20 protein-coding genes are annotated in these 26,306 nt (G+C 41.6%); 6 read left to right on the top strand and 14 right to left on the bottom strand.

What is annotated here, in order from left to right; all coding sequences use genetic code 11:
* Nucleotides 1–36: 36 nt before the first annotated feature.
* Nucleotides 37–807: an NRDE family protein gene (locus tag AAFH98_RS07070; protein ID WP_342521996.1), complete on the bottom strand. Its 771-nt coding sequence runs from the start codon at nt 805–807 to the stop codon at nt 37–39.
* A 102-nt stretch (nt 808–909) separates the two neighbouring features.
* Here AAFH98_RS07070 and AAFH98_RS07075 point away from each other — a divergent pair, with 102 nt between their 5' ends.
* The 3 genes from AAFH98_RS07075 (at nt 910) to AAFH98_RS07085 (ending at nt 4,767) form a co-directional block, all read left to right on the top strand.
* Complete coding sequence (locus tag AAFH98_RS07075; RefSeq protein ID WP_342521997.1) at nt 910–3,513, top strand: PP2C family protein-serine/threonine phosphatase; 2,604 nt, start codon at nt 910–912, stop codon at nt 3,511–3,513.
* An 8-nt stretch (nt 3,514–3,521) separates the two neighbouring features.
* Entirely contained in the window at nt 3,522–4,031 is a 510-nt protein-coding gene (locus tag AAFH98_RS07080) for a thioredoxin family protein (RefSeq protein ID WP_342521998.1), read from the top strand.
* 79 nt (nt 4,032–4,110) lie between these two features.
* The gene (locus AAFH98_RS07085; RefSeq protein WP_342521999.1) at nt 4,111–4,767 is read left to right on the top strand and encodes a metal-dependent transcriptional regulator; all 657 of its coding nucleotides are present in this window, start codon (nt 4,111–4,113) and stop codon (nt 4,765–4,767) included.
* Nucleotides 4,768–4,773: 6 nt separating this feature from the next.
* Here the strand turns inward: AAFH98_RS07085 and AAFH98_RS07090 are convergent, their stop codons facing one another.
* The 11 genes from AAFH98_RS07090 to AAFH98_RS07135 form a co-directional block, all read right to left on the bottom strand.
* The gene (locus AAFH98_RS07090) at nt 4,774–6,972 is read right to left on the bottom strand and encodes a TonB-dependent receptor (RefSeq protein WP_342522000.1); all 2,199 of its coding nucleotides are present in this window, start codon (nt 6,970–6,972) and stop codon (nt 4,774–4,776) included.
* A 167-nt stretch (nt 6,973–7,139) separates the two neighbouring features.
* The gene (locus AAFH98_RS07095; protein ID WP_342522001.1) at nt 7,140–8,114 is read right to left on the bottom strand and encodes a sirohydrochlorin chelatase; all 975 of its coding nucleotides are present in this window, start codon (nt 8,112–8,114) and stop codon (nt 7,140–7,142) included.
* A gap of 98 nt (nt 8,115–8,212) precedes the next feature.
* Nucleotides 8,213–8,866 carry an HmuY family protein gene (locus AAFH98_RS07100; protein ID WP_342522002.1) on the bottom strand — a complete coding sequence of 218 codons (654 nt, stop codon included), beginning with the start codon at nt 8,864–8,866 and terminating at the stop codon, nt 8,213–8,215.
* 21 nt (nt 8,867–8,887) lie between these two features.
* Nucleotides 8,888–11,182, bottom strand: coding sequence for a TonB-dependent receptor (locus AAFH98_RS07105; protein ID WP_342522003.1), 2,295 nt, complete (start codon nt 11,180–11,182; stop codon nt 8,888–8,890).
* A 147-nt stretch (nt 11,183–11,329) separates the two neighbouring features.
* Nucleotides 11,330–12,451, bottom strand: a complete 1,122-nt coding sequence (locus AAFH98_RS07110; protein ID WP_342522004.1) for a PepSY-associated TM helix domain-containing protein — start codon at nt 12,449–12,451, stop codon at nt 11,330–11,332.
* Between the two features lie 22 nt (nt 12,452–12,473).
* Complete coding sequence (locus AAFH98_RS15080) at nt 12,474–12,797, bottom strand: DUF6686 family protein (protein ID WP_407935480.1); 324 nt, start codon at nt 12,795–12,797, stop codon at nt 12,474–12,476.
* A 3-nt stretch (nt 12,798–12,800) separates the two neighbouring features.
* Complete coding sequence (locus AAFH98_RS07115; RefSeq protein ID WP_342522005.1) at nt 12,801–14,018, bottom strand: PepSY-associated TM helix domain-containing protein; 1,218 nt, start codon at nt 14,016–14,018, stop codon at nt 12,801–12,803.
* 16 nt (nt 14,019–14,034) lie between these two features.
* The gene (locus tag AAFH98_RS07120) at nt 14,035–14,772 is read right to left on the bottom strand and encodes a DUF4198 domain-containing protein (RefSeq protein ID WP_342522006.1); all 738 of its coding nucleotides are present in this window, start codon (nt 14,770–14,772) and stop codon (nt 14,035–14,037) included.
* Between the two features lie 50 nt (nt 14,773–14,822).
* A complete protein-coding gene (locus tag AAFH98_RS07125; protein ID WP_342522007.1) occupies nt 14,823–17,210 on the bottom strand; it encodes a TonB-dependent receptor in 2,388 nt (795 codons plus the stop codon).
* A 311-nt stretch (nt 17,211–17,521) separates the two neighbouring features.
* Nucleotides 17,522–18,388, bottom strand: coding sequence for a DUF5777 family beta-barrel protein (locus tag AAFH98_RS07130; RefSeq protein ID WP_342522008.1), 867 nt, complete (start codon nt 18,386–18,388; stop codon nt 17,522–17,524).
* 3 nt (nt 18,389–18,391) lie between these two features.
* Complete coding sequence (locus AAFH98_RS07135; RefSeq protein ID WP_342522009.1) at nt 18,392–18,949, bottom strand: YceI family protein; 558 nt, start codon at nt 18,947–18,949, stop codon at nt 18,392–18,394.
* Nucleotides 18,950–19,302: 353 nt separating this feature from the next.
* Between AAFH98_RS07135 and AAFH98_RS07140 the strand changes: the two genes are divergently transcribed.
* Entirely contained in the window at nt 19,303–19,845 is a 543-nt protein-coding gene (locus AAFH98_RS07140) for a sigma-70 family RNA polymerase sigma factor (protein WP_342522010.1), read from the top strand.
* Nucleotides 19,842–20,630: an anti-sigma factor gene (locus AAFH98_RS07145; RefSeq protein WP_342522011.1), complete on the top strand. Its 789-nt coding sequence runs from the start codon at nt 19,842–19,844 to the stop codon at nt 20,628–20,630. The genes AAFH98_RS07140 and AAFH98_RS07145 overlap by 4 nt, the downstream gene beginning before the upstream one ends.
* Nucleotides 20,631–21,180: 550 nt before the next feature.
* On the opposite strand, the gene AAFH98_RS07150 is transcribed toward AAFH98_RS07145, so the two are convergent.
* Nucleotides 21,181–22,194: a hypothetical protein gene (locus AAFH98_RS07150; RefSeq protein WP_342522012.1), complete on the bottom strand. Its 1,014-nt coding sequence runs from the start codon at nt 22,192–22,194 to the stop codon at nt 21,181–21,183.
* A 247-nt stretch (nt 22,195–22,441) separates the two neighbouring features.
* On the opposite strand from AAFH98_RS07150, the gene AAFH98_RS07155 reads away from it, so the two are divergent.
* Entirely contained in the window at nt 22,442–22,945 is a 504-nt protein-coding gene (locus AAFH98_RS07155; RefSeq protein WP_342522013.1) for a cupredoxin domain-containing protein, read from the top strand.
* 82 nt (nt 22,946–23,027) lie between these two features.
* On the opposite strand, the gene AAFH98_RS07160 is transcribed toward AAFH98_RS07155, so the two are convergent.
* Complete coding sequence (locus tag AAFH98_RS07160; RefSeq protein WP_342522014.1) at nt 23,028–26,207, bottom strand: S41 family peptidase; 3,180 nt, start codon at nt 26,205–26,207, stop codon at nt 23,028–23,030.
* Nucleotides 26,208–26,306 lie beyond the last annotated feature (99 nt).

Below are 26,306 nucleotides of genomic sequence, written 5' to 3' on the forward strand. Positions count from 1 at the left end.
CTATGTTAACGTATTGCTTTGGATTGAGGTGCGTAACTACTGAATAATAGAAAACTCGTATCGATTCTCTTCTTCTACTTCCATGGTGCCAGTTTTAAATCGCCGCTCAGCAAAAGTGACTGTGCCATTATGGTCAACCAGTAAAACCGTAGAGCAGCGGGTCCCGTAACCATCACTTTTGATGAAGATGGGAGATACTTTCTTTTCGATCTCTTTTGGGATACCGGTGTCTGGTAATTCATTGTCAGGGGCTTCGCGATCATCAGCCAGTAAATCTAAAAGGGGAGCAGGGGCAATGTTATTGTTTGAAATGATCGTCCGCATTTTATCTTTTGCGCGCCGCACTTTTGGCCAGGGAGTTTCAAGAAGGTGATTGCTGAGCCCGTATAATCCTTCACCCAGAAAAAGAATTTTGTCTTGTTGGTTGGAGTAGTAGCCAAGCTCATTAAGAGATCCTGCTAATAAATTAAATCCCATAAACTGCCCGGCCCGGTGTTGTAGTTTTTTAAGATAGGATGAAGGGGGGACATCATTTTTTAGAAAGTCCAGCACTAACTGTCCCCGGCTTGGTGGATCTTCTTTCTTGATATTTGGGTCCCGATAATTGGTAATGGCCGAAAACTCTCCGCTTTTGTTGACCCCCATCCACGTACCCCCGGCTTTTAGATCCTTGCCCGCTAAAATATTGGGGTTTTCATCCCAAAACTCCGCAGATCGGGTAGGGCGTTCATAATTTTCATCCCTGTTGGCAGCAAAAATAAGGGGATATTGAGGATGTTGTTTGTATGAGAAAACGATCAGACACATAGAGTTAAATGCTGAATTTAAGTTAGTGCAGAAATTTACGAAACAATTTGGGATATTCGTGCGTGAAGGAACACAACTATAATATTGGTTGACCTGAGGTGCATGTCGTTACTAAATAAAAATCAAGCGTTTAACGTTTCCGACTTTATTTTTATAGCCGTGGGTTTGTTATGTGTGTTTGGTTTTTTTCTAAGTTATTCAAGTCAGGAGCCGCGCAGCGCAATACATACAGAGTTAAGTGAACATACTGCAAAAGGGCAAGCTGATTCTGTATACAATGCACTTGGGTATTCGTCTGCGAAATATGCTAATGTTAGTTTTAATGCAAATAAGAAGCTATTTGATAGCCTGCAGGCCGATTATGGAAGGCAACAGGTAATTCAAAGGTTGAAGAGAGATAAAGAGCATAATATATATCCTTATTATTGGGAGATTCGATATTCTAATGAGCAACAATCCTCAAATTTTAGTGATGGGGAGGAGTATACTATCATTAGGCTCAATGAAGAGGGAAAGCTAATAGAGTTTGCAAATCCGACTAATAAAATCCCTGCAAATAGGGTAAATAGGGAAGCACTTATTGCCGCGTTTGATGCGGATGCTAATTTGGAGCTGTGGAAAACATTACCAGACAGTGCATGGGATCGGGTCCTACGGTTTGATACTGATAGGGGGTATCAAGAAATTGTTAGGGATGATTCTGTTGCCCAATCTGGTGATGACTCGCAGGTGCATATGTTCACACGGTCAAATATTAACAACTTGGCGACATATTATTTAATAAATAGTGGATGGGATGTTAATCGATTAGAACTGTCCAATATCCAGATTGAGACTGTTCATTCGCAACCTGTTGCCGATGTGTCATTTACCTCTGTTGAGCCGTCAATGAATCAGGACATAACGGTGGATCTTCAGTTATTGTCTACAGGGGTATTGGTAAATCTTGATGTGGTTTACAATAATCCTGAAAGTGAAGAGGAATTCCCCGGGGTGTTGGATATGTCGCGCCTGGCAGGAGTGCTCATATTCGGATTAGCAGTTGTTGTACTGTTTTTCTTTCGGATTAGGTCTCGTGCAATTGATACGAAATCCGCATTGGTAGTTGGTATTTTAGCGGGACTTATAATTCCGGCAATGGTCTTTTTAGAGCGATGGCGCGAGACATCCCTGTTTGGAGATTCGCAATCGATGGATTTGTTAAGTCTGGTGTTACAGATGGGTTTTGCCGGTGCCTTCTCATCTATCATATTTTTCACCCTATTTGCAGTGGGAGATTCTTTGATGCGCCAGTATTGGCCTGAAAAATTGTACAGCTATGACTACTTGCGGCAGGGCATGCTATTTAACAAGCCTATTGGTGAAATGATCCTTCGGTCCACTGTTTTGGCATTTATCCTTTGCGGGATTTGGTCGGGAGCCTTGTATGTGTTTCCAGAGCTTTCATTTGATGTTGAACGTACATTTTTGACTTATGAGGCAGCATGGCCCCCTCTGTATTCACTCTTGCAAAGTGGCATTTATAGTTTGTCGGTCGTCCTTATTGCTTTTTCGATTATTGGAGCACAGGCGTATGATTTTTTCAAGAATGAATGGGTTACCAGTGGGATAATAGTTGTGGCTATTTTACTAATATCGCCCACGGAACAAGCAGTAGGTCCGGCATTGCAAGAGGCCGCTGTGTTTGGAATTATGGGCATTGCTTTGACAACCATTTTCCTTAAATGGGATCTGTTAACCACTTTTTTTAGCCACTTGGTATTTTTGCTGATGATAGAAGTATCCACTGGGTGGATTGTGCCGGACTCTCCAGACCTTTATATCTTTTTAATTCTTTGTGGATTTCTGGGTTTTAACATTGTAGCGGGTATTTTATTCTTGACCAAGGGGGTCACTCAGCAATCGTTATCAGAATATGTACCTGATTATGTAGAAGCGCTGGCTCAGGAAGAACGTATTAAGCAGGAATTACAAATTGCCCGGGAAGTTCAGCAGTCATTTTTACCAACTCGAAAACCTCACTTTCAGGGGCTCGATATGGCGGCTATCTGTAAGCCGGCTTACGAAACAGGGGGCGATTATTATGATTTTATTCGGTTAGATGATCACCGTATTGCAATAACGATTGGGGATGTAAGTGGCAAGGGTTTTCAAGCTGCATTTTATATGACCTTTATTAAAGGTATACTTCATAGCTTATGCCGAGAGATAGATTCGCCGGCTGAGATCCTCAAAAAAGTAAATCGGCTATTTTATGACAATGCCCAACGGGGGACGTTCATTTCATTGGTTTATGGGATAATAGATCTCCAAAAACAGACGTTTACCTTTGCAAGGGCAGGACATAATCCCATCTTAAAAGTAGGATCTAACGGATTGGGTATTGAGGAGCTGAAACCAAGTGGTATTGGAATAGGACTATCCAGAGATTCATTTGACGAACATATAGAAGAGGTTTCGGTGTCGCTTAGTGATAATGAATTATTGATTCTCTATACTGATGGTATTGTGGAAGCTTTAAATGAACATCACAAATTTTATGGTAGCGAGCGATTTAATAAAATGGTTAGCGAAAATGCTAAAAAGTCTGCCAAACAAATTTTAGATTTGCTGGCTCATGATGTGCACTCATTTATTGGTGATGCGAAGCAACATGATGATATGACGATTATGGTTATGAAATTGAATGGCAAAAACAGTAAATAATTTATCGAATGTATAAAAATATAAGAGTAAAAATACTTGCAACAGTAATTAGTGTTTTTTGCTTAGGAACCATAATGGGGCAGGCTCAGTCGGGAATAGATTGGAAGTCACTTACAGAAGCACAAGAGTTGGCGGAGGAGAATGAAAAAAAAGTGATGATTTTTGCAGAAGCTGAGTGGTGTGGGTATTGCAAAAAAATGTACAAAGAGGTATTTCCAGAGAAGGCAGTGCAGGACAGTCTGGAGAAGTATTTTTATTCTGTGAAGTTAGATATTGAATCTGATCGAAAGATCACTTTCAATAATGACTTGATGACAGAAAAACAATTGGCAAGACAGTTCAGAGTAAGTTCAACGCCTACTTTTATCTTTTTAGATTCTGGAGGTAGTATTATCGGTGGTCAACCAGGATTTTTACCTGCTGAGATATTTGATAAGTTAGTTGCCTTTGTAGGTATGGATTTGACGGGTAAAGAGTCGTTCAAGACGTATCTAAAAAAGCATGATGTGGAGATTTAGACTATAAGTAAGGTGTTATAGAATTGGGATATATGCTATATTTAGCCCCTAAAATTATTAATATGGCATTAGATAAGGTATGGTATTAAGTCAAGCAGTTGAAGATTATTTAAAAGCAATTTATACCCTTCAAACTGAGGAAACGGGGGCTTCAACGACCAAGATTGCTAAATCGTTGGAAGTTTCTTCGGCTTCGGCCACGAATATGGTTAAACGGCTTGATCAAATGGGATTGGTAGACTATCAGTCTTATAAAGGGGCACGGCTTACGGAATCAGGTCAAAAGATTGCTCTTGAGATTATACGTCATCACCGACTTTTGGAGCTTTATCTGTTGGAGGTTATGGGTTATTCTTGGGATGAGGTGCATGATGAGGCTGAAAAGCTTGAGCACCATATTTCAGAGCAATTTGAAGATAAAATAGCCCAACTACTTGACGATCCTACCCATGATCCACACGGTGATCCCATCCCCACAAAAGATGGACTGATGCCCGAAATTGAAGGTCAGCCTCTTGTGGACGGACAACCCGATCAGCAATACATGGTAAGCCGGGTCAAGGATCAGGATCCGGAACTGTTACGCTACCTCGAAAAAATTGGATTACTGCCGGGCATAAAAGTTACGATTAAAGAAAAAGCGCCGTTTGAGGGACCTATCACTTTATTGGTTGAGAATGATGAGCAGGTCGTTGGCAACGATGTAGCTAAAAATATATTTGTGGCCGAGTTATAATTTATTCTACTCAAGGCTAATCTGAACTCCCACTAAAAAGCGACGTGTTTGTATGGGGCCGTATACATGGTCAGTGGCAAAGTCATCGCTAAAAGGACGATCAGCTGCAATAATAGGGTTGGGTTGCGTATAATTCCCGATATTTTTGGCAGTGATATAGCCGGTAATAAATGATCCGAACGGGCGGCTTAGTTTAAGGTTATGTTCAGAAAATACAGGAGATTCGTTGATATAGCCATCATATTCCGGCAGCTTCATATTTCCAACCCCACGTCCCGAATAGTTTATGCTAATGTTTGTTTTGGGGATGGTATATGTAGCGGTAAAAACACCAGACCACTTTGGGGCAAAATGAATGGCTGATTGAATACCATGATTAGATTCAAAGACATCTTGATAGGTAAATCCTATGGAATACTGCAGTGGCGACGGAAAGTTATGGGCAGCACTTACAGAAATGCCGCGTGAAACAGAGTATCCCTCTAAATTTTTATACCTGATTTCATTAGCCTGCGAATAGTCGGGAATAATCTGATTACTAAAATGGGAGTAAAACAGATCCAAATCAATATTAAGCACACTGGTGCCAATATCGATAATTTGGTTCAAATTTATAGTTCCGTTGACCGATCGTTCGGGGTTTAGCTCTTCTTCAATAACGACACGACGTGAACCTGTTAAGGCCTCGTGTTCTTCGGTAAAAAGATTTACAACCCGAAAGCCCGTGCCTCCATTGAGTCGAAGGGTCGTATGGTCAGAAAGGTCAAATTTGGCATTGGCGCGAGGCGAAAAAATAAAGCCGTGTTGCTTATAATGGTCAATTCGTAAGCCGCCCAGCGCTTTTATGTGTTCGTTAAAGGTATGTTCATATTGGCTAAAAACACCTGGGATAAATCGTATATCTCGTGAACCTTCGTCGAGGCGTATATCGTCAAAGGTTTGGTTGAGAGCATCAACTCGGGAAGTGGCTCCTACCAGTAATTGACGCCAGGGGGTAAAGCGCTTATCCCATATTACGTTTGTAAAATAAATTTGCTGGTCGGCAGTGTAATGATAGGTCCCGTAATAACTGTTTTGACTGTGGTAACTGTACGAAAATTCGGCGCGGATATCTTGTGATGAAATGGGCAAATCGTAGGTGCCTAACATCTCGAACCGGTGCGTATTAATTGATTCTCCATATATTTGATTACTGCCGCGTTGATCATGAGAATATTTCTTGGTACCTCCCAGCCGGTCTTCAAGATAAAGTTTGAATGCCAGGTTAAACTGCCGTGCCTCTGATCTTTCAAAACTCCACTTGTTGAAAATAGAAAGCTTTTTCCGCTTTGTGATATCAGCAAAACCGTCATCATTATGGTCGAGGAATTTATCAAAATAAAGACCATCGATTCCCAGTAGTGTTTGGGTTTTTCCCAGTTTTTGCGATCCGGTTAGGGAAAGACTGGCTTCTTCATGGGTAGAAAAAGAACCGTCTATTTCTAAAGGAGCTGCTGTAGCAGGATTTTTTGTAATTACATTGATGACTCCTCCCATGGCTTCAGATCCATAAAGTGTAGAATTGGGACCTTTGATAATTTCAATATTACGGATGCTACTGGTATTAATTCCATTAAGACCATATACAGAAGCCAGTGAACCCATTATGGGCATACCATCTATCAGGATGGCGGTATAAGGTCCATCCATACCATTGATACGTACGCTATTGGTACCACATACCCCGCAGCTAACTTCTTGGTAGAGCCCATTCAAAAAGTTGACCGATTCCATAAGATTGGCAGCCCCTGTTTTTTGAAGATGCTCATTGCTGAGAACCTGAACTTTTACGGGGCTTTCTTTAACGAAGGTCTCACGCATAGATCCCGTAACGACTACTTGGCCCAGTTCTTCTGTTTTAGGTTTAAGGTTTATTTGTACGGTAACAGTCTCGTTATTTTTGATGGATATTTTTTGTAAATGGGGCCAAAAGCCAACGGCAGAAATGGTTAAGTCATATGTACCAACCGAAATATCCTTGATGATAAATGATCCCATCTCATCTGTTGGAGAACCTTTTTGTATATCAGCAATGGTAACATTAGCACCGGCAACAGGCTCGCCTTTACTGATGACCTGTCCTTTGATGGTACCCGAAGATGATTGTGCAAGGGATAGCAGAGGAGTTAATATTAGAATGAGTAAGCACTGACCGAGGAATTTCATTGGGTGAAAATATTTTTTAGCCTTAACTAAAAATAATATAAGACATAATAAATATTTAGCCAAGGCTAAATTCATTTAGGTGTTGGAGTATCTCTCAAGATCTACAGCAATAAAAAAGCCCGACTGAATTGGATCAGTCAGGCTTTTCTTGTGGGCTGTTAAGTACACTATCTCATTGCTGAGGAAGTGTCAGATAGAGCATTTTCTACAGAATTGATCAGAAATGCACTGATTTTCTCATCGGGAAGTAACGTTCGTCCACTCCATTTAAAATCGAGTCCGGATAAACGTTCAGCGACGGCATCTTCACGTCCGCTGGATGAAAGAAAAAGTGGAACTACAATTACGTCGCCGAATTGGCTCGACTGACGAACAATGGCTCGGAAGTTTTCCTTTGCTTGGTCATGAATAACCTCTCTTGCATCATCCCGGACGGTTAAGGAAAAGATCTGTTTAAACTCTTTGCCCTTGTTTTGTTGTATTGTCTGAACTTTTTGTGAAAGTGATTCCATGTTTTGGAGCCACATTTTATTATCACTCTCTCTGCTGGGACCGTGGGCAGCAATAACTACTGTTTCATTAGCGGGATTTTCGCTTAGCGTGCTAACACGATCATATAAAATTTTGGCCACAATGTCGTGATTATCCAGAGCCGAAGTCATGGTAATTTCGGTATTAATATCAAGTTGTGGAAGGTTTGGAGGCATCAGCATGCCATGCATGTAATCCGAAGAATCAATCTTGGCTTCAGTCATTTCTACATATTCCTCGGTGTGATGCATCAGGGGCATAGCGCGGTCGGCCAGGGAATCACGCATCCCAAAGAGATATTCATTTTGCCTGATAATTGGACTATAACTGGAGATAAAAAGTGGTATGGCTACGATGTGCGATACGCCCTGTTGTTCCAACTGCTGAATAGCATTTTGGAGGGTGACATAGTTGGCCATTCCCCAGGCAAATTCTACGGGATAGGTCTCTTCTAATGGGTCAGCGGCATCTTTAACATGTTGATTCCATTCCTCACCACCGCCGTGCGCCATGATAAGTATCCCGGTATCTTGGGCGTGAGATTGGGAATAGCAAAAAGTGATAATAAAAATTGCTAAAACGCCAGCTATTTTTCGAGGTGATAATTTCATGTGTGTAAAGTTATTTTAAATCGTTCGATTGATGTTAGTGATAAAATTTTCCGAAAGTCATTTGCTAAGGTAATAGGTGACTTCAAGTAAGAAACGTTTTAGTTTAATTCTCGGGTACCATTCATTTGGATGGCATATTCAAAGGTGTAGTAACGATCATCTTCTGGAGGATACTGTTGGTCGCTCGAAATATCTGGATTGCCCTTGTAGTAGCTTAAGATGCGGATTTTTGCATAATGATCGCCGTCACCGGTGCGTACAACAATAGTTTTATCTTCAATGGGGAGAACTGCATGATTGGGTGTTTGTTCCATTCCCGTATAGTTGTACCAACCGTTTTCATCACCAGTAGGAATAGCAAGAGAATCTTCCGTATCTGTGTTATATCCTTCAGAAGGGGCAATGGTAACCTCATCAAAGGGGATATCAAGAATAACTGCACCACCGTTACCAGGTCCACTTACTCCGCTGTTGGTTAATACAGTAGTACTTGAGAATGCCAAGTCCCATTCACTTGACGCGGAATCTTCATCAGCAACGACCTCACCATTTTGAAGGTCATAGAATGTATAATTAGCAGGTGCACCACGTTCTGCATTGGGATTAGCCGGAACATCTTCGGCAGTGTGCAGCTCAAGTTGTGATTCCGGAACATCAGGGCCCGTGGAGTCGTCGCTACAGGCAGAAAATAGTAATAGGCTACTTGCAATAAGTGTGATTACGAATAGTGGTTTGTCGTTAAGTGTGTACATAGTATCGCTTTTGGTTTAGTGTTAGTATAGTTGGAGTGAAATCTGTGCGTAATAAATGCGTCCGGGCAGGTACGAAAGCTGTTGTGGTCGGGTAAAGTCGAAGATGTTATCGATGCCAAACTGAATCTTATACTTGTCGGCGAATGTTTTTGCAACAGCGGAATTCCACAGCGTATATCCCTCTTCATATTCGCCGGAATCCACAAATCCGTTGCCGTTAGCATCAAACCGACCATACCGACCATGCCACCGACCACGAATGTTAGTCTCGATATCCCAAGGTTTGTAATGGTAAAACAGCTTTATATTTGCTGAATGTTTAGACCGATTGAACATAGGCTCATACTTGCTAATCTCTTTTTGGATAGGGTTCCCATTTTCATCCTGAACGGTTTGGGTTTGCTGGATTTGGCGTCGAGCATCTAAAAGCTGATATCCCAGTGATGCATTTAGTCCAGAAATGGGATTCCAGCGTATTTGTGTCTCGATACCCTGAGTATAAATTTGTTCGAGATTAAAGTAGCTATATACCGATTGTCCATTTGTTTTTTCAGCAATGGGGGCTGTTTCAATAAGATCATCCACATTATTTCTGAATGCATTGATGCGCAGCTGTAGATCAGGCAGAGGGTAAAGATCGAAGCCCACGTTATATGCCCAGGATCGCTCGGCAGTAATCTCGCTAAGGTTGTCCAGGGGAAGTAGAATGCGGTCAATCTTTCCTTCCTTATCTAACTGGGTAAGTTCCTCTTTAACCGTACTCGAACCTAATACCGTATAACCTACCGTGGGGTTAGAAAAGTTTAGGAAGAGCTGTCTAAAGTCGGGCGCTTTAAACCCACGGCCAACCGAACCGCGAAGCTGAAACCAATCGAAAAGCTCATATCGGGCCGAAAACTTGGGGCTAAACTGATTAGTATATTCACTGTGAGCATCGTATCGGAACCCGGCAATGAGATCCATCTTATTGGATGGAAGCCATTCGTGCTGTCCAAAAATGAAGATGTTTTGAAAGTCGGGATTGCCTTTATATCGTTCTGCCCTCAGTTGTTCCCAATTTAAGCCGGTTCCAAAAGTTGAAATATGGTTTGCATCCCATGAATAATTCCCACGGATTTCAGCTTTTTGATAGGTTTGTTTAAAGGTATCGCGCTGATAAAGTTGATCATTTTCTTGATATACAAATTCACGCTCGGTTCGGTAGCCACTGTAGTGATATTCTGTATCAATATTTAGTTTTGCGTTCACGTTAAAGTGGAAGGATGGTGTCAAGCTGTAGTCTTCCTGGATGGCCTTATCATTTAGCAAGGTGGGATTATCTTGCGAACCAATAAAGTCCGTGCTTTGCTGGGTTTCATGATAATACCGCGCATGTAAGGCTGTTTGAATTCGATCGCTGATAGCGAGCTCAGTACGATAGGTGCCGGTATAATTTTCATAATCGGGCACAGTTTGCGAAATAGATCCGGGTACGAGGCTATAGCCGGCAGAGCTGTTGCGATTAAATGAAATATCATTTTGCCAGTTACTACTGTTCGATGAAATGTTAGTACCGATATCGAAAGTCTGGTTTGTACCGTAGCGCGAAGTGACATCCATCTCGAAAGGCCGATTCCCTTTTTCTGTGATGATATTGATAACCCCTGCCATGGCATCACTACCCCATAATGCAGAAGAAGGTCCCTTCATCATTTCAACTTGCTTTATATTCCCCACACTTATGCGAGAGAGGTCAAGCGTACCAGCTGTTCTTCCGATCATCGGCTGACCATCAATCATGATGAGTGTATATTCAGGATCAAATCCCTGCACTTGAACCCCGGTACCGTGGTCGGAGGTTAATACGAGGCCGGTTTGTTCGGCAAGAACATCACTGAGTCGTGTATTGCCAGAATTTCTTATTTCATCCTTCTTAATAACCGTAACTGGGGTGGGCACTTCCTCAATATCTTTTCGAGTACGGGTTGCAGTGACTACAACACTGGGCGCCTGGTAACGACGGGTATGAAGCATAATCTGTAGTTCTTTTGTAGCATTATGTTTTACCTCTACCTGTTTCTCGGTTGTCTGATACCCTATTTTACTGATTGTGATGGAATGAGTGCCGGCCATCAGATCAGACAAAAAGAATCTCCCATTTTTATCAGTGATGTCTATCTGGTTATTATTTCCTAAGATCACGTATGCATCAGTTACCGGATCATTGTTGCTGTTAACAATCCGTCCTTTAATTTGACTGTTTTGTGCGAGACCAGTTTGGGTTAAAAGAAAAACAGAGGCCGTGAATAGCAGAGCTCTCATCATTAAACCAAGCATACAATAATCAGGCTATTTTATTTATAATGATTTTAAATAATGAATGAATCTATTTAGAATGGATCTAAATAGCAAGGAGGGTAGTGTAATTTATTTGCTGAAAGGAGCTGTCCCTATTTGGAACGGATGGGAAAGAAGGGCTGGAGGTTATTTCGATCGGATAGGATTAGAACTGAAGTTATTTTCAGCTACTTGTATCCGCTGCGTTCTACGTCGTCGCCAAATAATAAAGCCTGTGATAGATAGGATGGGAGGGGCTAATCCGGCTACGCAATAAATTAGTTTAGTTAGTACGCCACCCCAGTTTCCGAAATGGAGAGGATACGCAACGCTTAAAATATGATAGCTCCAATGTTTTTCTCGAATTAAGAAACGTTCGGTTTCCTCACCTGTTTGGGGATTGTATTCAATATGATTGGAGAATTCGTAATGGATTGGCCAGTCGGTATCCATACCTCCAAAGATGGTGATGGACTCTTTCGCAGTAGGTGGCATTTCGATGTAGGTGGGGGTAAAACCTGCAAGGTCAGTTGTTGATTTATCGATAAGGTTATCGAGTGAAACAGTAACGGAGGGAGGATCGGGAATAGGTTTTTGTTCACCTTTCGCGAGCTGATATACATTTGTCCCAACTACAATCAGAGATAGTAGAATGCCAGTTAGGGCCATTAACAAATTCATTAATAAAACCCATACGCCCACACACCGATGAAGCTCGGATGAACCGCTGTGAAGGTTTCGAAAACGGGGACGTATTTTGAAGGTAAGTACCCGCCAAATAGATTTTCGGTAGAACCAAAATCCTGTGATGAGCGAGCCGATAAAACAAAGGCCTGCGAAAAAGAGTAATACTTCTCCCCAAAATCCTGCATGAAGTTTATAGTGAAGGTTTAACAGCCAGTAGGAAAAGGTTTCGTTGCCGTGCAGGTCACGCAAAATTGTTGCTTCTGTGGGATGTATATATAGAATACGTCTTCCTAAATCAGGCCTTCGTACTTGAGCTTCGATAGCCCGATTTGGTGTATCAGGAATATGTGAAATTCGCACGCCCCAGTTTGGATACTTTTCTTGTACAGCATGATAAGCTGCATCAATATTGACAGAATCCTGGCTGTTATCTAAGTAAATAACATCTCTTTGAAGGTAATGTTCAATCTCATCATCAAATACAAGAAGTGAGCCAGAGAAAGCCATCACCAATATAAAAAGCCCGGCAATGAGACCGAGCCATTTATGAATGCCCAGTAAATCTTTCTTTGATATCCCCATTTACAGCACTGCCCGTTAAACGTTAGTTATTCAAGATATCATTAACCTCCAGCATTACAGAGGCTTCTTTTAAAGCGTGACAAATAGTATGGTATTCAGTTTTTGTAAAGCACATTTGTACTTCTTTTAACTGTGTATTGATGATCATCTTTTCTGTACCGTTGCCAAAGGATATCGATCGTTTATTGAAATTCACGTCCAAAAGAGTATTAGTAAACTCTTTAAAGCTTTTGGGACTAAACTTTAGTAACAAGTTTTGATAATGAAGGATTATGTTATCACAGCAATGGCATTGTTCAACACTCAAGTTTTCTCTCTGACTTAAGATTGTATTTGTTTTCTCCATATGTCATGCAGGTATTCGTTCTTTGGGAGCGTCTGATTTTTTTCTTCGTTTGGCTAAGCGCTCTTCCCGAGCCCACTGGCGTTTTTTGCGATCCCACCAGATGATAAATCCTGTAACGGGCAGACTGGCACAAATTAAGCTGGCAAAAAAAGCAATAATTTTACCAGGCAATCCGCCAATGGCCCCGATGTGGATGTCGTAATTCATGGCCACCAACTTTTCGCCGGCGTTTTTATCTTTATACCGATCTGCTGCAAGCAGTTCGCCTGTATATTGGTCAAATTCGAGATAACTTCGTCCGTAATACGTTTCCCCATCGGGACGTACCGTAGCGCTAATCGTAGCCTGAGAATCTGCTGGAGCAACAAGGGCAATACTGTTGGCTTTGGGGTATTGATTCCAGGCATTGTTGTATGCTTTATCCATGGGATTATCAGTGGTTTTAGTATCTGGAATAGTAGATACCACTTTTTCTCCAGGACCCGCAGGTAATGCATATTCACCGGTCCCTAAAAAGTGCATACTTTTTTTGGCAAAAGGGAAATACCAGTAAAGCCCGGTAAAAGCAATAATGAGCGAAAGCATTAGGAAATAAAACCCCAATACATTATGTAGATCATAGTTGACACGTCGCCATGTTGAGCCCCATTTTATTTTAAAGCTTTTTTGCTTGCCGGCCTTATTCCATTTTTTAGGCCACCAAAGAATCATCCCGCTAATGAGCAAAATGATAAAAACTACCGTACTCCAAACTACGATAGGTTGACCAATAGGGGTAGCTAAAAGCAGACTCCAATGAATACCTTTAATGATCTGAAAGAAATCGGTCTTCTCGTTGACAATACCTTCTATTTTGCCATTATAGGGATTGATATACGCCGTTTTGTAAGATTTCATGCTCCCAAAGTAGAACCAAGAGTCGGCACCGGCTTCATAGTACATGGCCGACCAGTTTTTTTGGGGATTCTTGTAGGTTGTTATCCCGTAGGAAAGCTGTTCGACACCAAGTGCATCGGCTGCTTTGGATTGGAGTTCTTCGATGGGTAAATGTTGCTGGGTTTCGGGCACTTGATCCGCAAAAAAGGTGTCGTGCCGCACCCAGTCGGAAATTTCTTGGTGAAATACATAAAGACAGCCGGTAATACTTAAGATGAGTACCACCAGTCCCGTGATGAGACCGAGCCAACGGTGAAGAAATAAGACAATCCCTTTGAAATCCATCGTAGGTTATTTAGATCTATTTATTAGCTTGTATAGTGTAAGTAGCTGTATGACGTATAGCCTCGAAGTCGGTTCCTTGGAATGATCCAGATTGTTCCTCGGTATAAATAACTTCCAAGACATATTGGCCACTCCAAGGCAAGTTGAATGTAGTTTTTCCGTTTTCATTTGTAGTAACCGTCTTGGTCCATTGATCGGCAATGGTAACGATTACTTCTTGTTTAGCAACAGGTTTGCCGTTGAATAGAACGGTAAGATTGACTTGGTTTTCAGCTTGATATCCGCCAGAACTGTTATCTTTTATAAAAAGTTTAGGCTGGTTGGAAATAGTAGCTTCTGTTTTACCAGGATTTCCTATAGCGATCGAGGTAGAGGCATAAAAATTAGGTTTCAAAATGCCGAGATCATATTCCCGCCAGTCAACAACATTATTGCGTGTACTTTCGAGAATGATAGTATAGCTCCCATTTTGGTCTGGGGTAAATTCGGCCGTGTAACGTTGATTACCTGCTACGGGTTCAAGTTTTGTTTTGTCGCCATTGGGGGCAACAAGCCAAAGGTCAAAATCGTCAACATCCTTAAAATTTTCGTCCACCTTTTCATAATAATTGTAGGTGTATTCTCCATAGTAGACATGTACTTGCTGCGTTTTTCCAATAGTGCCCGTTGCGTCGGTTTCCAGCCAGAGATTATGGGCTGATAGCTGGTTGATAATACCAAATACAAGGAGAAATAGTATCGTTAATTTTTTCATGATAAAATGAAATAAGAAGCCCCTCTCAAATGAGGGGCTTTGTTATGGAGTTAGAATTTGTAGGTGAATCCGGCAGTGATATTACGAGGACTCTGGGGATTTACCGTAGACCATCCTTTGTAGTATTCCTCATCGGTGAAGTTGTTGAACTTCAGGTTAAGGCGATAGGTCTTTGCATCATAAAATATAGATCCGTTAAGAACGGTGTACGAAGGAATGGTGAATTGTCCGGTGTTTGAGCGATTGATGACATAGTTATCGCTTGCATAATTACCGCCGAATCCGAGTCCAAATCCTCTGAGTGACCCGGAAGTAAATCGGTAGCTAATCCAGCCGTTCAATAGATCTGAGGGACCGGCCTCTTCGGGACGACGATCTTGGAGGCTTGCGGTGCTGGTACGTGTAATCTTACTCTCGTTATGGCTGTATCCGCCTGTAATATTTAAGCCGTTTACCGGTGAAGCATTTACCGTTAATTCAAAACCGCGGCTGTACTGTTCGCCATCTTGAATAGAATATTGGGCACGGTTGGGATCCGAGCGAACAATATCGGAGACTGTAATATCGTAATAACTTGCTGTGGCGGTCAGGCGATCATTGAATAGGCTTGATTTAACCCCCACTTCCCATTGGTTGGCCTGTTCTGGAGAAAAGCTTTCTACCGAACCATCACCCTGGGTGACAGGAGCGACGTTGTTGAAGCTATTCATATAGTTGGCAAAAATAGATACTTTATCTTCAATTGGTTTTAAGACTAATCCAAATTTGGGAGAGAGGGTCGTTTGCTCGTAGTCATCAGCTTCGGTTTCGAGGCTGCCGTTGTTTACAAAGTGATCGAGGCGAACGCTGGCCATTACCGAAAGCTGAGGCAATACATCTACCACATCTGAAACATAAGCGGAATATACTTGTTGCTCCGTACGGCTTTTTGAAACTCCGGCACTGGCCAACATAGTGTCCACTTTAGCTTTTGAGATGCCGGGTACGGAATTGTCGTTGTCCAGATTAAACATATCGTAACCGATATATCCTGTATTGTTACCGATCAGGTTTTCTTGCAAGAAATCGAGCCCAACAACTACGCGGTTTCGGAGTCCACCAAGTTCAAAATCTCCGTTAAAGTTCTGTTGGATATTGGTACCAATAGTTGTGGAGTTTTGATCGCTGATATAGCGTGCATAGTTATTGCCGGGAATTCCGATTGTAGATATGTAGCTATAATAGCCATCTGACTGTGCTGAGCTACGTGACAGAACGGTTTGAGAACTCCAATTGTCAGAAATTTGATAGTTCATTTCTCCCTGTAGGCGAAATACAGGATTGCTGATGGTTAAATCATTTGTGGTGTACGAGTTCTCATTATCGTAATTAAGTTCCGAAATGTTGTTGTCTTCCAATGGTGCACTACGGTTCAGAAACAACATCGTTTGATTTGTTCCCTCAGAATGATAAAGCTCAGTATTGATCAGGAATGAGAGATCTTCATTAACCTGGTAGGAAAGGGAAGGAGCAAGAAAATAAGACTCATTGAATCCAGCATCCTGGAAACTATTACTTTTGTGGTAGGCGGCATTTATGCGAAGTGCTACGTCTTTTTCAGTGCTAATGGGCGTATTAACATCAGCGGTAACACGGTTAAGACCAAAGCTGCCTGTACGGTATGAAATATCACCACCAAAATTATCCGAAGGTTTCTTTGTGACTACATTTATGAGTCCACCATAAGAAGTAACGCTACTTCCAAAGAGTGTAGCAGAGGGACCTTTGATAAGCTCGACACGCTCTACATTTGCGGGATCAAGTGAGCCATTTGTCAATGAAGGAAGACCATTTAACATGTTTGGTTGTATCGTAAACCCGCGCATGGTATAATAGCCAGCTCCATCACCGCCGCGACCTGTAGATTCCCAAAGCTTGAATACACCGGGAGCATTATTAAGAACGTCTTCAAAGTCAGTAATAACCTGATCTTCAATAAGTTCAGTATTGATGGTATTATAAACCTGTGGGTTTTCTAAATCCTGAACAGGAAGCTTGGCGACATATTCACTGAATTCAGTACCAAATTTGTTGATTTGAGCTCCTTCAACGGTGATTTCCTGGAGCGACTCATTGGCATCAGAAAGGGTAATATTGATAGACAGTTCTTCACCACTTTCAACGGAGATAGATCTTCGTTGGTTGGCATATCCCACTGCCGAGACCACCAATGTATAATCGCCGGCAGGAATATCAGTAATGGAGTAATAGCCCTGGGCATTACTGGCAGAGCCAAACTGCGTACCCTGAAGGGCAACATTGATATCAGCAATTGGTTTTGATTCGGTGTTGGTAACTTGGCCTTCAATAACAGCTGACTGTGCAAAAGCTGAAGCAGTCAAGCTAAAACAGAAGAGCATCGTTAATAGAAGCTGATTAATATGTTCTTGGTACTTCATAAATTTTCCTACAGATGTGTTCTAAATATTAGACTTTCGGTTCGTTAGCTAAAAGAAATGTCTGTATTTTGGGTTGTTAAAAGTTGCTCCCCAATGCATTAATGCTTATTTTGACTATTTCTAAATAGTAGGGCTGAAACTATTTAGATTAATTCTATATAGCAAGAAAAATTAACGATTTTTTTGTTAGAGGGGCAGAGCGAAAATGGTGTTGTCCTTCCTATATTAGCTGGACTTATTTTGGGCTAAATATTAGAGAGATGCCTCATAGGGTAATATTTTGAATGCCTTTCCACTTTCGTGTACAAATGTCAGAGTTTGAACAATCGGTTAATATTAAAACCAAAGCGAAATTCACGTTTAAAGAAATTTCCGTTATCTCCAGCAAGAAGATATTGATCATTTAGTGCTCTGGATGTGCTAAAAAACATCTGAAAAACATGTCCGCCCGTTTCAATATCAATACCCACTGCAATATTGGGATTGCGTTTGTCATTTATAGGAGGAATGAATTGGAAGGAAAGGGCTGTATACGGGGTGACTTTATATCGGCCTGCTAAGGTTAATGAATAGTAGTTATTGTTTTGAGGATTAGCGATGCTTAGTTCATTTCCGACCCGATTAAAATGTACCAGCATGGGACTTAGTTGCAAACTGAGTTGGTCGTTAAATTTTCGGGCTATAGGTAAAGACAGCCCGTAGCTAAATCGTTCAATAAATGAATAAGGGGTATCAAGGAATCCAAATTCTGTGGTGTTAATTCCCAATGTGGGGATTAATGACATGGACACAGGAACGCTATTAGTCGTATTTTGCCGAAATAAGTTAATACGGCTGGTGAAATCGTATATTTTATCCAAACTTGATCGACCAAAACCTATGGAGAGGTGATCAGTGAGTCCGTACTCAAAACTAAACCGAACATTAGCCTCTCGGTCTATTCCATAAAGATTTTGAATACCGCTTCGTACTTCTCCAAAAGTATGCATAATAGAGTAGTGGAGTTCTGTTTTTCCAAGGGTTTCGACAGTATAAAGATTGATGTTCCGGGGAGCCATGAAGGTGAGTTCTACATCACGTTCTGGATTGGCCCTTTCACGCTCGAGCTGAGCATATACTTGCACGGGGATCAATAAACATAGAGCGAATACTATTGTATACCATAGCTGTTTATTCATAATTTAGTTGGTCTTAGGTTTTAGTAAAATTGAGATGTCAATTTGTTGTTCATTTGCAAGTTTATAGAAGACAATACTGGGGCGTTCTATATTATAGTCTGCAAGTAGTATCGACCAGCTGGCATCAAGCTGTATTCCCTTTTTGGTGGGGGTTACCGTGCCAGAGATGGTGATTTCACGTTCAGTGCCGTGTATAGAAAATGAGCCTTGTGCTGTAACTTGTTGTGTAGTAAAAGAATCAGGATCAAATGAGGAGATAAGTTGTCCGGTAAATTCTGCATAGGGGTATTCATCTGTTTCGAGGTAGCGGTTTCGCATATGCTGATTGCGAAGCTCAATACCAGTATCAAGAGTCGTCAGATCCAAGTAAAAGTCAACCAGATTTTGGTCCAGATCAATGAGGCCTGCTAAATGATTACTGGTCCCCTTGAATTCAAGCATTGGTGCATTTGATAGAAATTCAGCTTTGCCATTTTTGGCTATATAAGATTGGGCATGTAAGGTATTAGCAGCTAAAAACAAAAGAAGCAATACGAAGGTAGAAATGGTAAGCTTATTCATAAGTGCTAATAATTTTTTGGGTTCACGATGGTCGTAGTATCATAGAAGGTTATGTGGGTATTCATTATTAACTACGAAGATAAATGCAGATTGGATGGTCTCGAATTGCAAAAAATTAAGAAGGGGAAGGAAATGTTGACCTTACGTCAATAAATCAATGATTCCTTTTTATAAATCCTTCAAAATTGATTACCCTTAGAAGTTGAAAACAACTCTTTCTATGAAGGTTTTATTGAAATAAATTCCATCTGATTGGGATTTAACTTCGTATATATTTATAGCACGTGTTATTATTTTGGATACTATATATTTTAGGCTTTGCCGTTCAATCTGAAGAAGAGGAGCGGCAATGGATGAACCGTTTACAGAACGGAGATAAAGACGCGTTGCGCTTATTATATCGTAAGTACAATAGAATTTTGTTTAGTATGATCGCATCAATCCTTAAAAATCGAGAAGAAGCTGAGGATTGCCTGCAGGAAGTGTTTACCCAGTTATGGGAAAAGGCGGAACAGTTTGATGCGAGTCGTGGAAAAGTGTACAGTTTTTTGGTAACCATGGCCCGCAATAAGGCCATCGACCGAACACGCTCTCGTGCCTATAAAAACTCGAAAAAAGAGGACCATACCATAAGTGATTTTACACTGACCCCTGAGAGTAATAAAAACAATCCTTATGAGGATTTAGAGATGGAAGAACGAGCATCAGTCGTCCGTAAGGCATTACAAAAACTTAGTGATAAAGAGCAAAAAGTGTTGCAGGTTGCCTATTTCCAGGGGTTAAGTCAGTCGCAGATAGCTTCAAAGCTGGATATTCCACTTGGAACAGTAAAATATAGAATGAGGCAGGGAATGATAAAGCTCAGAGAAAATTTGATACCCGACGAACTTAGATGAGTGAGCAGGAGAAACATAACGATTTCAAATCTCTATGTGCCGGCTATGTACTCGGTGCGTTAACGGATGATGAGCAGAAGCAGTTTAAGCAGATGCTTGAAGATGCTACTGAAGAGGAGCGTCAAATTTATGAAGATATGAAAGCAGCCAAAGATGAGCTTGCACTGGCTACTGAACCGGTATCACCATCCGCTGATGTGGAACGTCGTATTTTTGAAAGTATTGAGAGTACTGATCAATATGAGGATGGTCAATCTGATGCCAATATCATTCCGATGTGGGTCTACAAGGCGGCAGCTGCGGTGTTGTTAATTGGATTTCTTGGGTTGTCATATTATACCTCAAACCTATCAGGCACTATTGAGCAGCAAGAAGCACAGATAACACAACTAAAAAGCGAGCTTGAACAGCAGGATGAGTTGTTGAGTGTGTTGGCGGCTAAAGAAGTGAGATTAGTGAAGATGGGAGGGCTTGAACCGAGTCCAGAAGGATATGGTAAAATTGTTTGGGATCCTGAAAAGAGACAAGCTATTTTACAGCTTGCTAATTTGCCAGCCCCGCCGGAAGGTAAAGATTACCAGTTATGGTTGATCAAAGGGAATCAGAATCCTATATCAGCAGGAGTATTTAATTTTGAGCAGCCTTCGAGTGATCTTTTCTTTAAAGTTGAGCAGTTGAATGAATCTCCCTCCCCCCAAGAAAATACGTTTGCTGTAACGCTCGAGCCTGAAGGCGGAGTTCCCCAGCCTACCGGAGATATGTTCTTGGTTGGCAAGCAGAGCTAACGATTGTTAGTAGTTCCCAATTGAGTTGGCTTTTCCCGATTCCTTTCTCGTGGTTGGTCGTTCCTAAACGTATACTTTGCTATACCTTGTCGTCAGATAAGTGTATCTCTGTGATGTGTTAGGACAAAGATAGTCTGATATTGATGAGCTATTTGGAGATTTTTTAGCTCATTTGCTATGATCTTATAATCGTACAAGAAATATGCTTATAAGCGTAAGAGGAGAGGGCTCGGAACAGGCTTGCCTATGGAATAAAATCAGAAACAGCAGCTGAATCAGAAAAATATGGATAGGTAGAATAGGGTAAGCAGCGACAAATACTTAAAGCCACGGTGGATTGTAGCATGGGATCAATGGTTGGCGTTTTAGAAAGTGAAATGAGTAAAGGTTTTAAGGATGAGCTCACTCCCTGATTTGTTATGACGTAGGTGGTCAGAAACTGTGGGTATTTATATAAACGAATAGGGAAGGTAGGAAAAGAAATTTCAACCAATTAAAAAAGGCCAGAAGCATAAGCTTCTGGCCTTAATCAGTGCATGGTAGGGCTATGTTACCGTGCTGTATTACCTAAAATAAGATAAGTTGTTAAATCAGTAGTACTGATTGGTTGCGTGGGATCGTGAACGACAAAGAATCCTTCATACTCATTGATGAGTTCGACATATGTCGCTTCTTGAGTTTCATTCATAGTACTTATTGAATCTCCATTTCCAGTAACGACTTTTGCCATAATATCGGCGTTGGGTGTTTCATTGTAAGGCGTCCCATTTTCAGTAGTATCAGGATCAGCCGCATCATGAGAATGGACCGCATAGTCCTCGCCGTCCAAGGTATTCATAAGCGTAACGGTAACCTGGGCTTGTCCGGTTCTCAACTCTTCCACCATCATTTCGGCCATCAAGTCGCGGGGATGATCGCCATTTTCGTCATATGCTGTGTTGGGATCGTCGAGCAGTTGCCCTTCATTAAAGTCGTATTGGAAGGTTTCTGAGCGTAAGTTTAATTCGCCTTCAGGCAGATCTTGTCCAAAGCTTCCGAGTACCAGATAAGTGGTTAAATCGGTAGTACTAATAGGTTGGGTGGGATCATGGACAACATAAAATCCTTCATACTCATTGGTTAGCTCATCATACGACATAGAGGTTTCGTTAGTCATACTTACTTGACCTCCGTTACCAGTCATAACTGATGCTAAAATATCAGCATTAGGCGTTTCATTATATGGCGTCCCATTTTCAGTCGTAGCAGGATCAGCTGCATCATGGGCATGCACCGGGTATTCCATCCCATCCATTGTATTAGTTAGTGTTACGGTAATCGCGGCGTTTCCATTATCCATCTCTTCGATCATCAACTCAGAAGAGACATCTCGCTCGTGTTCTCCGCGATAAGCGGTGTTTACGTCATCCAGCAGTTGTCCTTCGTTAAAGGCATAGTCTGCTGTTTGGGATTGGAGTTCTTCAGCTGTTTCTGTTGGGGAGTCACCGCAAGCGGAAAACAGGCCCACAGATAATATCAGCAAAAGAGAAGGTATCGATAGTCGTAACTTTTTTCTGTAAAACATGATTAGATAAATTTGGTTTAAACTTGGTGTTAGGCAGAACGGTATGTGATTGTCCGCCCGCTATGTAACACTACGAAGCAAAACCAAAACCGGATTGGATAAATCACAAATTAGTTGAATCAGGGTAAAAAAAGGAGCAAAACGTAAATAAGAATGAAAAAGGGGAGATTTTTTCCAATCTGAAATGACATTATCTACGTACTTATCAATAGAAACAACTAACACGCTAATGAATTGAGATTAAATTATGATTTATTTACGAAATGTATTTCTATATAAAATATCAGTTATCATTCCATTACTTCTGATCGCTTTCGCATTCTCTTGTACAAACAGGGTGACAGATAATAATGCGGAATCAGAAACAATGACAGATAGGAACGAAGGATCTGTTGAGTTCAATAATTCTGGTTCAAATGCTTATGTGATAACAGAGATAAATGGAGAAGGAATTGAAGCAGATGTAAATGTTAATAACGTGGAAATAACTCTTACTATTGGAGGTCGATATACCTTTGACAATAAAAGTGGTGCTTCAAGTCATCCATTGGATTTTAGAGATGGTGATGGTAATAAGCTTCTTGGTCAGAGTAATAGTGATGGAACGTATACTGAAAATGGTGAAGTAAATGTTGTTAAAGAAGGGGATAAGATAACATTTACGTTGACACCTGACCTATCGGATGATATGGTTGATTATATCTGCTCATTTCATCCCCCCATGAATGGATCAATAAATGTGGTTGAATAGATTTTCTTTAAAGCTAAGTATTAATAAAAAAAGGCACCGAATATAAATATCGGTGCCTCCGTGATGTTATGTATCACCTATATTATTGGTCTATTTGTTTAAGTAATTCATCAACGGCTCGCTTTAGCTGTGTATCTTCGCCACTCCGATAATCCGGAGCGTTTTGAACTTCGATATCAGGCACAGCCGGAACGCGATCCATATTGGCATTGGTATTTTTAACAAACCATCCGCGGAACGGGAGACGCACGTAAGAGCCGCCCATTAAGCCAGCTCCACCTGTAGAAATTACCGCCCCAAAGGTAGGTTCACCAACAAGGGTCCCTAAATCGAGTTGCTTATAGGCATGAGAGAATATCTCCGCATTGGAGTAACTGTTTTGGTTAGCCAGCGTTATTGAAGCATTCGTCCAGCTCGAAAGCGGAAGGCGTTCTCCGTAGGGATAGTTTTCTCGGAAATTTGTTTTGTTTTCAGATAGATCTGATGTTGCTCCTCTCGGAATAGTATAGGCATGTTGCCGATATTTGAGTACTGTTAGCAGGTAGTCGGTCGTCCATCCGCCGCCATTATAACGGACGTCTATAACAATTCCTTCCTTACCTTCACCAGTTGCAACAAGTTCTCGTTCAAAACGCTCAAAGCTGGGCCAGTTCATGCCCTCAACATGGATATATCCCAAGCGTCCATCAGAGTATTCTTCAGTAAGTTGTTTACGCTTTTCTACCCACTCATTGTAAAGCTGGTCTCCTAAACTTCCGGTTGGTTCAATAACAACATCTCGTGTTTCTCCTTCGGTATTTTGAACCTTCAGAAGGGTAGGGGTATCTACTTTATTTGATAGTAAGCTATAATAGTTGTCAACGTCCGAGACTTGGCGGTTGCCAACAGCAGTAATTACTTCACCGGAATGTAACTTGCTCATCTCACGATCGGCAGGCGAATGAGGGACAACTCGCGTTATTTTTACACCACCCGATACCGGTTCAACCTCGGCACCGATAAATCCTGTTCTGGATTCCTGGGTTTCAGCCCGATCAGATCCATAAAACCCCATGTGGCTGGCATTGAGTTCACCAAGCATCATATTCATGACGTCCTCGAAATCTCGGTTCGTAGAAGCTTTTTCAGCCCAGGGTTTATAGTGCTCTTTGATGGCCGACCAGTCTTGTCCGTGAAAGTCAGGATCGTAAAAATTGATATTAAGTTTTCGCCAAGCCTCTTCAAAGATTTGTTCTTGCTGTTTTTGGTGATCTATTTCCATCTGAGCACGATATCCCAACTGTTCAAGGTTACCTTTACCTAATTGGTATCGGCCAATTTGTCCCCCGCCTTGCCTAAAATACAGGCTGTTCAATGTAGTATTTAGACGGAGGTCGGAAGGATCAACTCCTTGATCGGTAAGGGCTTTGACTCCAGTGCCGTCCCATTTGGTCTTATAAATATCTTCATCAGCATCGTCGCCCACAAAGTAGAAGGTTTGTCCGTCTTTGGATATAGCAATATTGGATTCATCGCCGGGCATCGAAGTTACTTGACGTAGGCGTTGGTAGAGGCCATCAAAATCGATAGTAACATTAACGCCAACGGTATCTTCAGGAGAAACAATTTCAGGCGTTTCACTTTTATCCCAGTCAAGTTGGGTGCGTTGCCAGTCGCGTTTGTTGAGCCAGGCAAACCATACATCATCATCGCCATTATTGCGGTTAGACAGAAATGCTAATTTGCTGCCGTCGGGACTCCATACCGGATTAGTATCAGGCCGTGGATGTTTGCTGATATTTGTTGGCTCTTGAGAATTATCAACCGGATGAATATAGACCTCATGGTTAAAGTTGAGATCTGGTTTGGAATATGCAAGCCACTCATTATTAGGGCTCCATGCAACATCGCTGGCAGTAGCCCATCCGTTGTCCATTAAAACTGTTTCTTTGCCCAGACTGTCGCGCCCACTAACTGTTGCAACGACTAATCCACCACGGCCACGATTAAAGGCAACCTTTTTGCTATTTGGGGATACAACAGGATTTCGCTCTGCCTGTTCCGTATTGGTAAGTTGCCTGGTTTCAAATTGCAGGCTTTCAAAAAGGTCATTTACATCTTTTTGGGATGGTTTAATTGAAAAAAGGTCGTATTGTCCATTTCGGTCGCTGGCAAAAAGCAAAGTGGAATCGTTCAGAAATGTGACGTCACGATCACGATAAGGGTGGTTGGTAACTTTTACAGAGCGTTGCTTTGAGGGGTCATTATGTTTGATAAAAATTTCTCCCTCAATTACGAACGCCAGCCAGTCGCCACTCGGTGAAACGGAAAATTCACTGGCATTATCTGTGAATGTTTTTTGTTCAATGTTATAGAATCGCTGGTCTTGGGTAACATCGAGTTCCAGTAGTTGGGCTTCCCCTTCCTGTGGGTTTAAAACGTAGAGTCCTGTTTTACGCTCGTAGACAATTCGTTGTCCGTCATCATTAATATCAAAATAACGGATACCATCTTCTTTATACTCTGTAACAGCAATAGGAGAGTAGTTTGGCTTGCCTTCTTCATTGAGGTTCATTTTATGGATGTTATGTGCACCGGTACGTTCGCTCAGAAAATATAGCGTTCGGTTATCGGTGAATGTGGGATACATGTCATTACCTTTGAAGTTGGTGAGCTGACGGTAACGTTCATTTTTAACATCATAGAGCCACAGATCTTTATTGGCTGATCCGCGATAACGCTTACGGAATTCCTTGTTATAACCCCGTACGAAAACAAGAAAACGACCATCGGGACTCATTTCAGCCATCATCCCAAAAGAATCGAAAAAGCGTGTTGGTGTTCCCCCTTCAGCACCTACGGTATGGATCTCCGGTTCCCATTCTACTTGGTTAAATAATCGATTAGTTGTGAAAATAAGGCTATTTCCGGGCGTCCAGCCTGTCAAGTGATCATCGGTAGAGTGGTGGGTAAGGCGTTTAATATTGCTGCCATTTCCACGCATTACAAAGATATCATCGTTGCCATGGCGGTCACTTGTAAAGGCAATTTGACTGCCGCCGGGACTCCATTTTGGATAAGCTTCGTAGGCCTCATGTAAGGTAAGTCGCCATGCCCGGCCGCCTTTTGCAGGAACAGTCCAGATATCTCCCTGGTATGAAAAGGCAATAGTAGATCCATCGGGACTTATTGATGGGAAACGGGCAAAGGGTTCATCCGATTGAGCAAATGAAGTAGAAAAACCGAGACAAGCCAATGCTGCGATAAGCAGTAGTTTCTTCATAACGAAATAATTTTGTTAAAAACAGGGTTGCGCAATACGCTAATTGATGAATATGGGCAACGTCTAATTTATTGTTGCTGTTGTATTATGTGAGAGAAT

The sequence above is a fragment of the Fodinibius sp. Rm-B-1B1-1 genome (assembly GCF_038594945.1).
GTDB classification, from domain to species: Bacteria; Bacteroidota; Rhodothermia; order Balneolales; family Balneolaceae; genus Fodinibius; species Fodinibius alkaliphilus.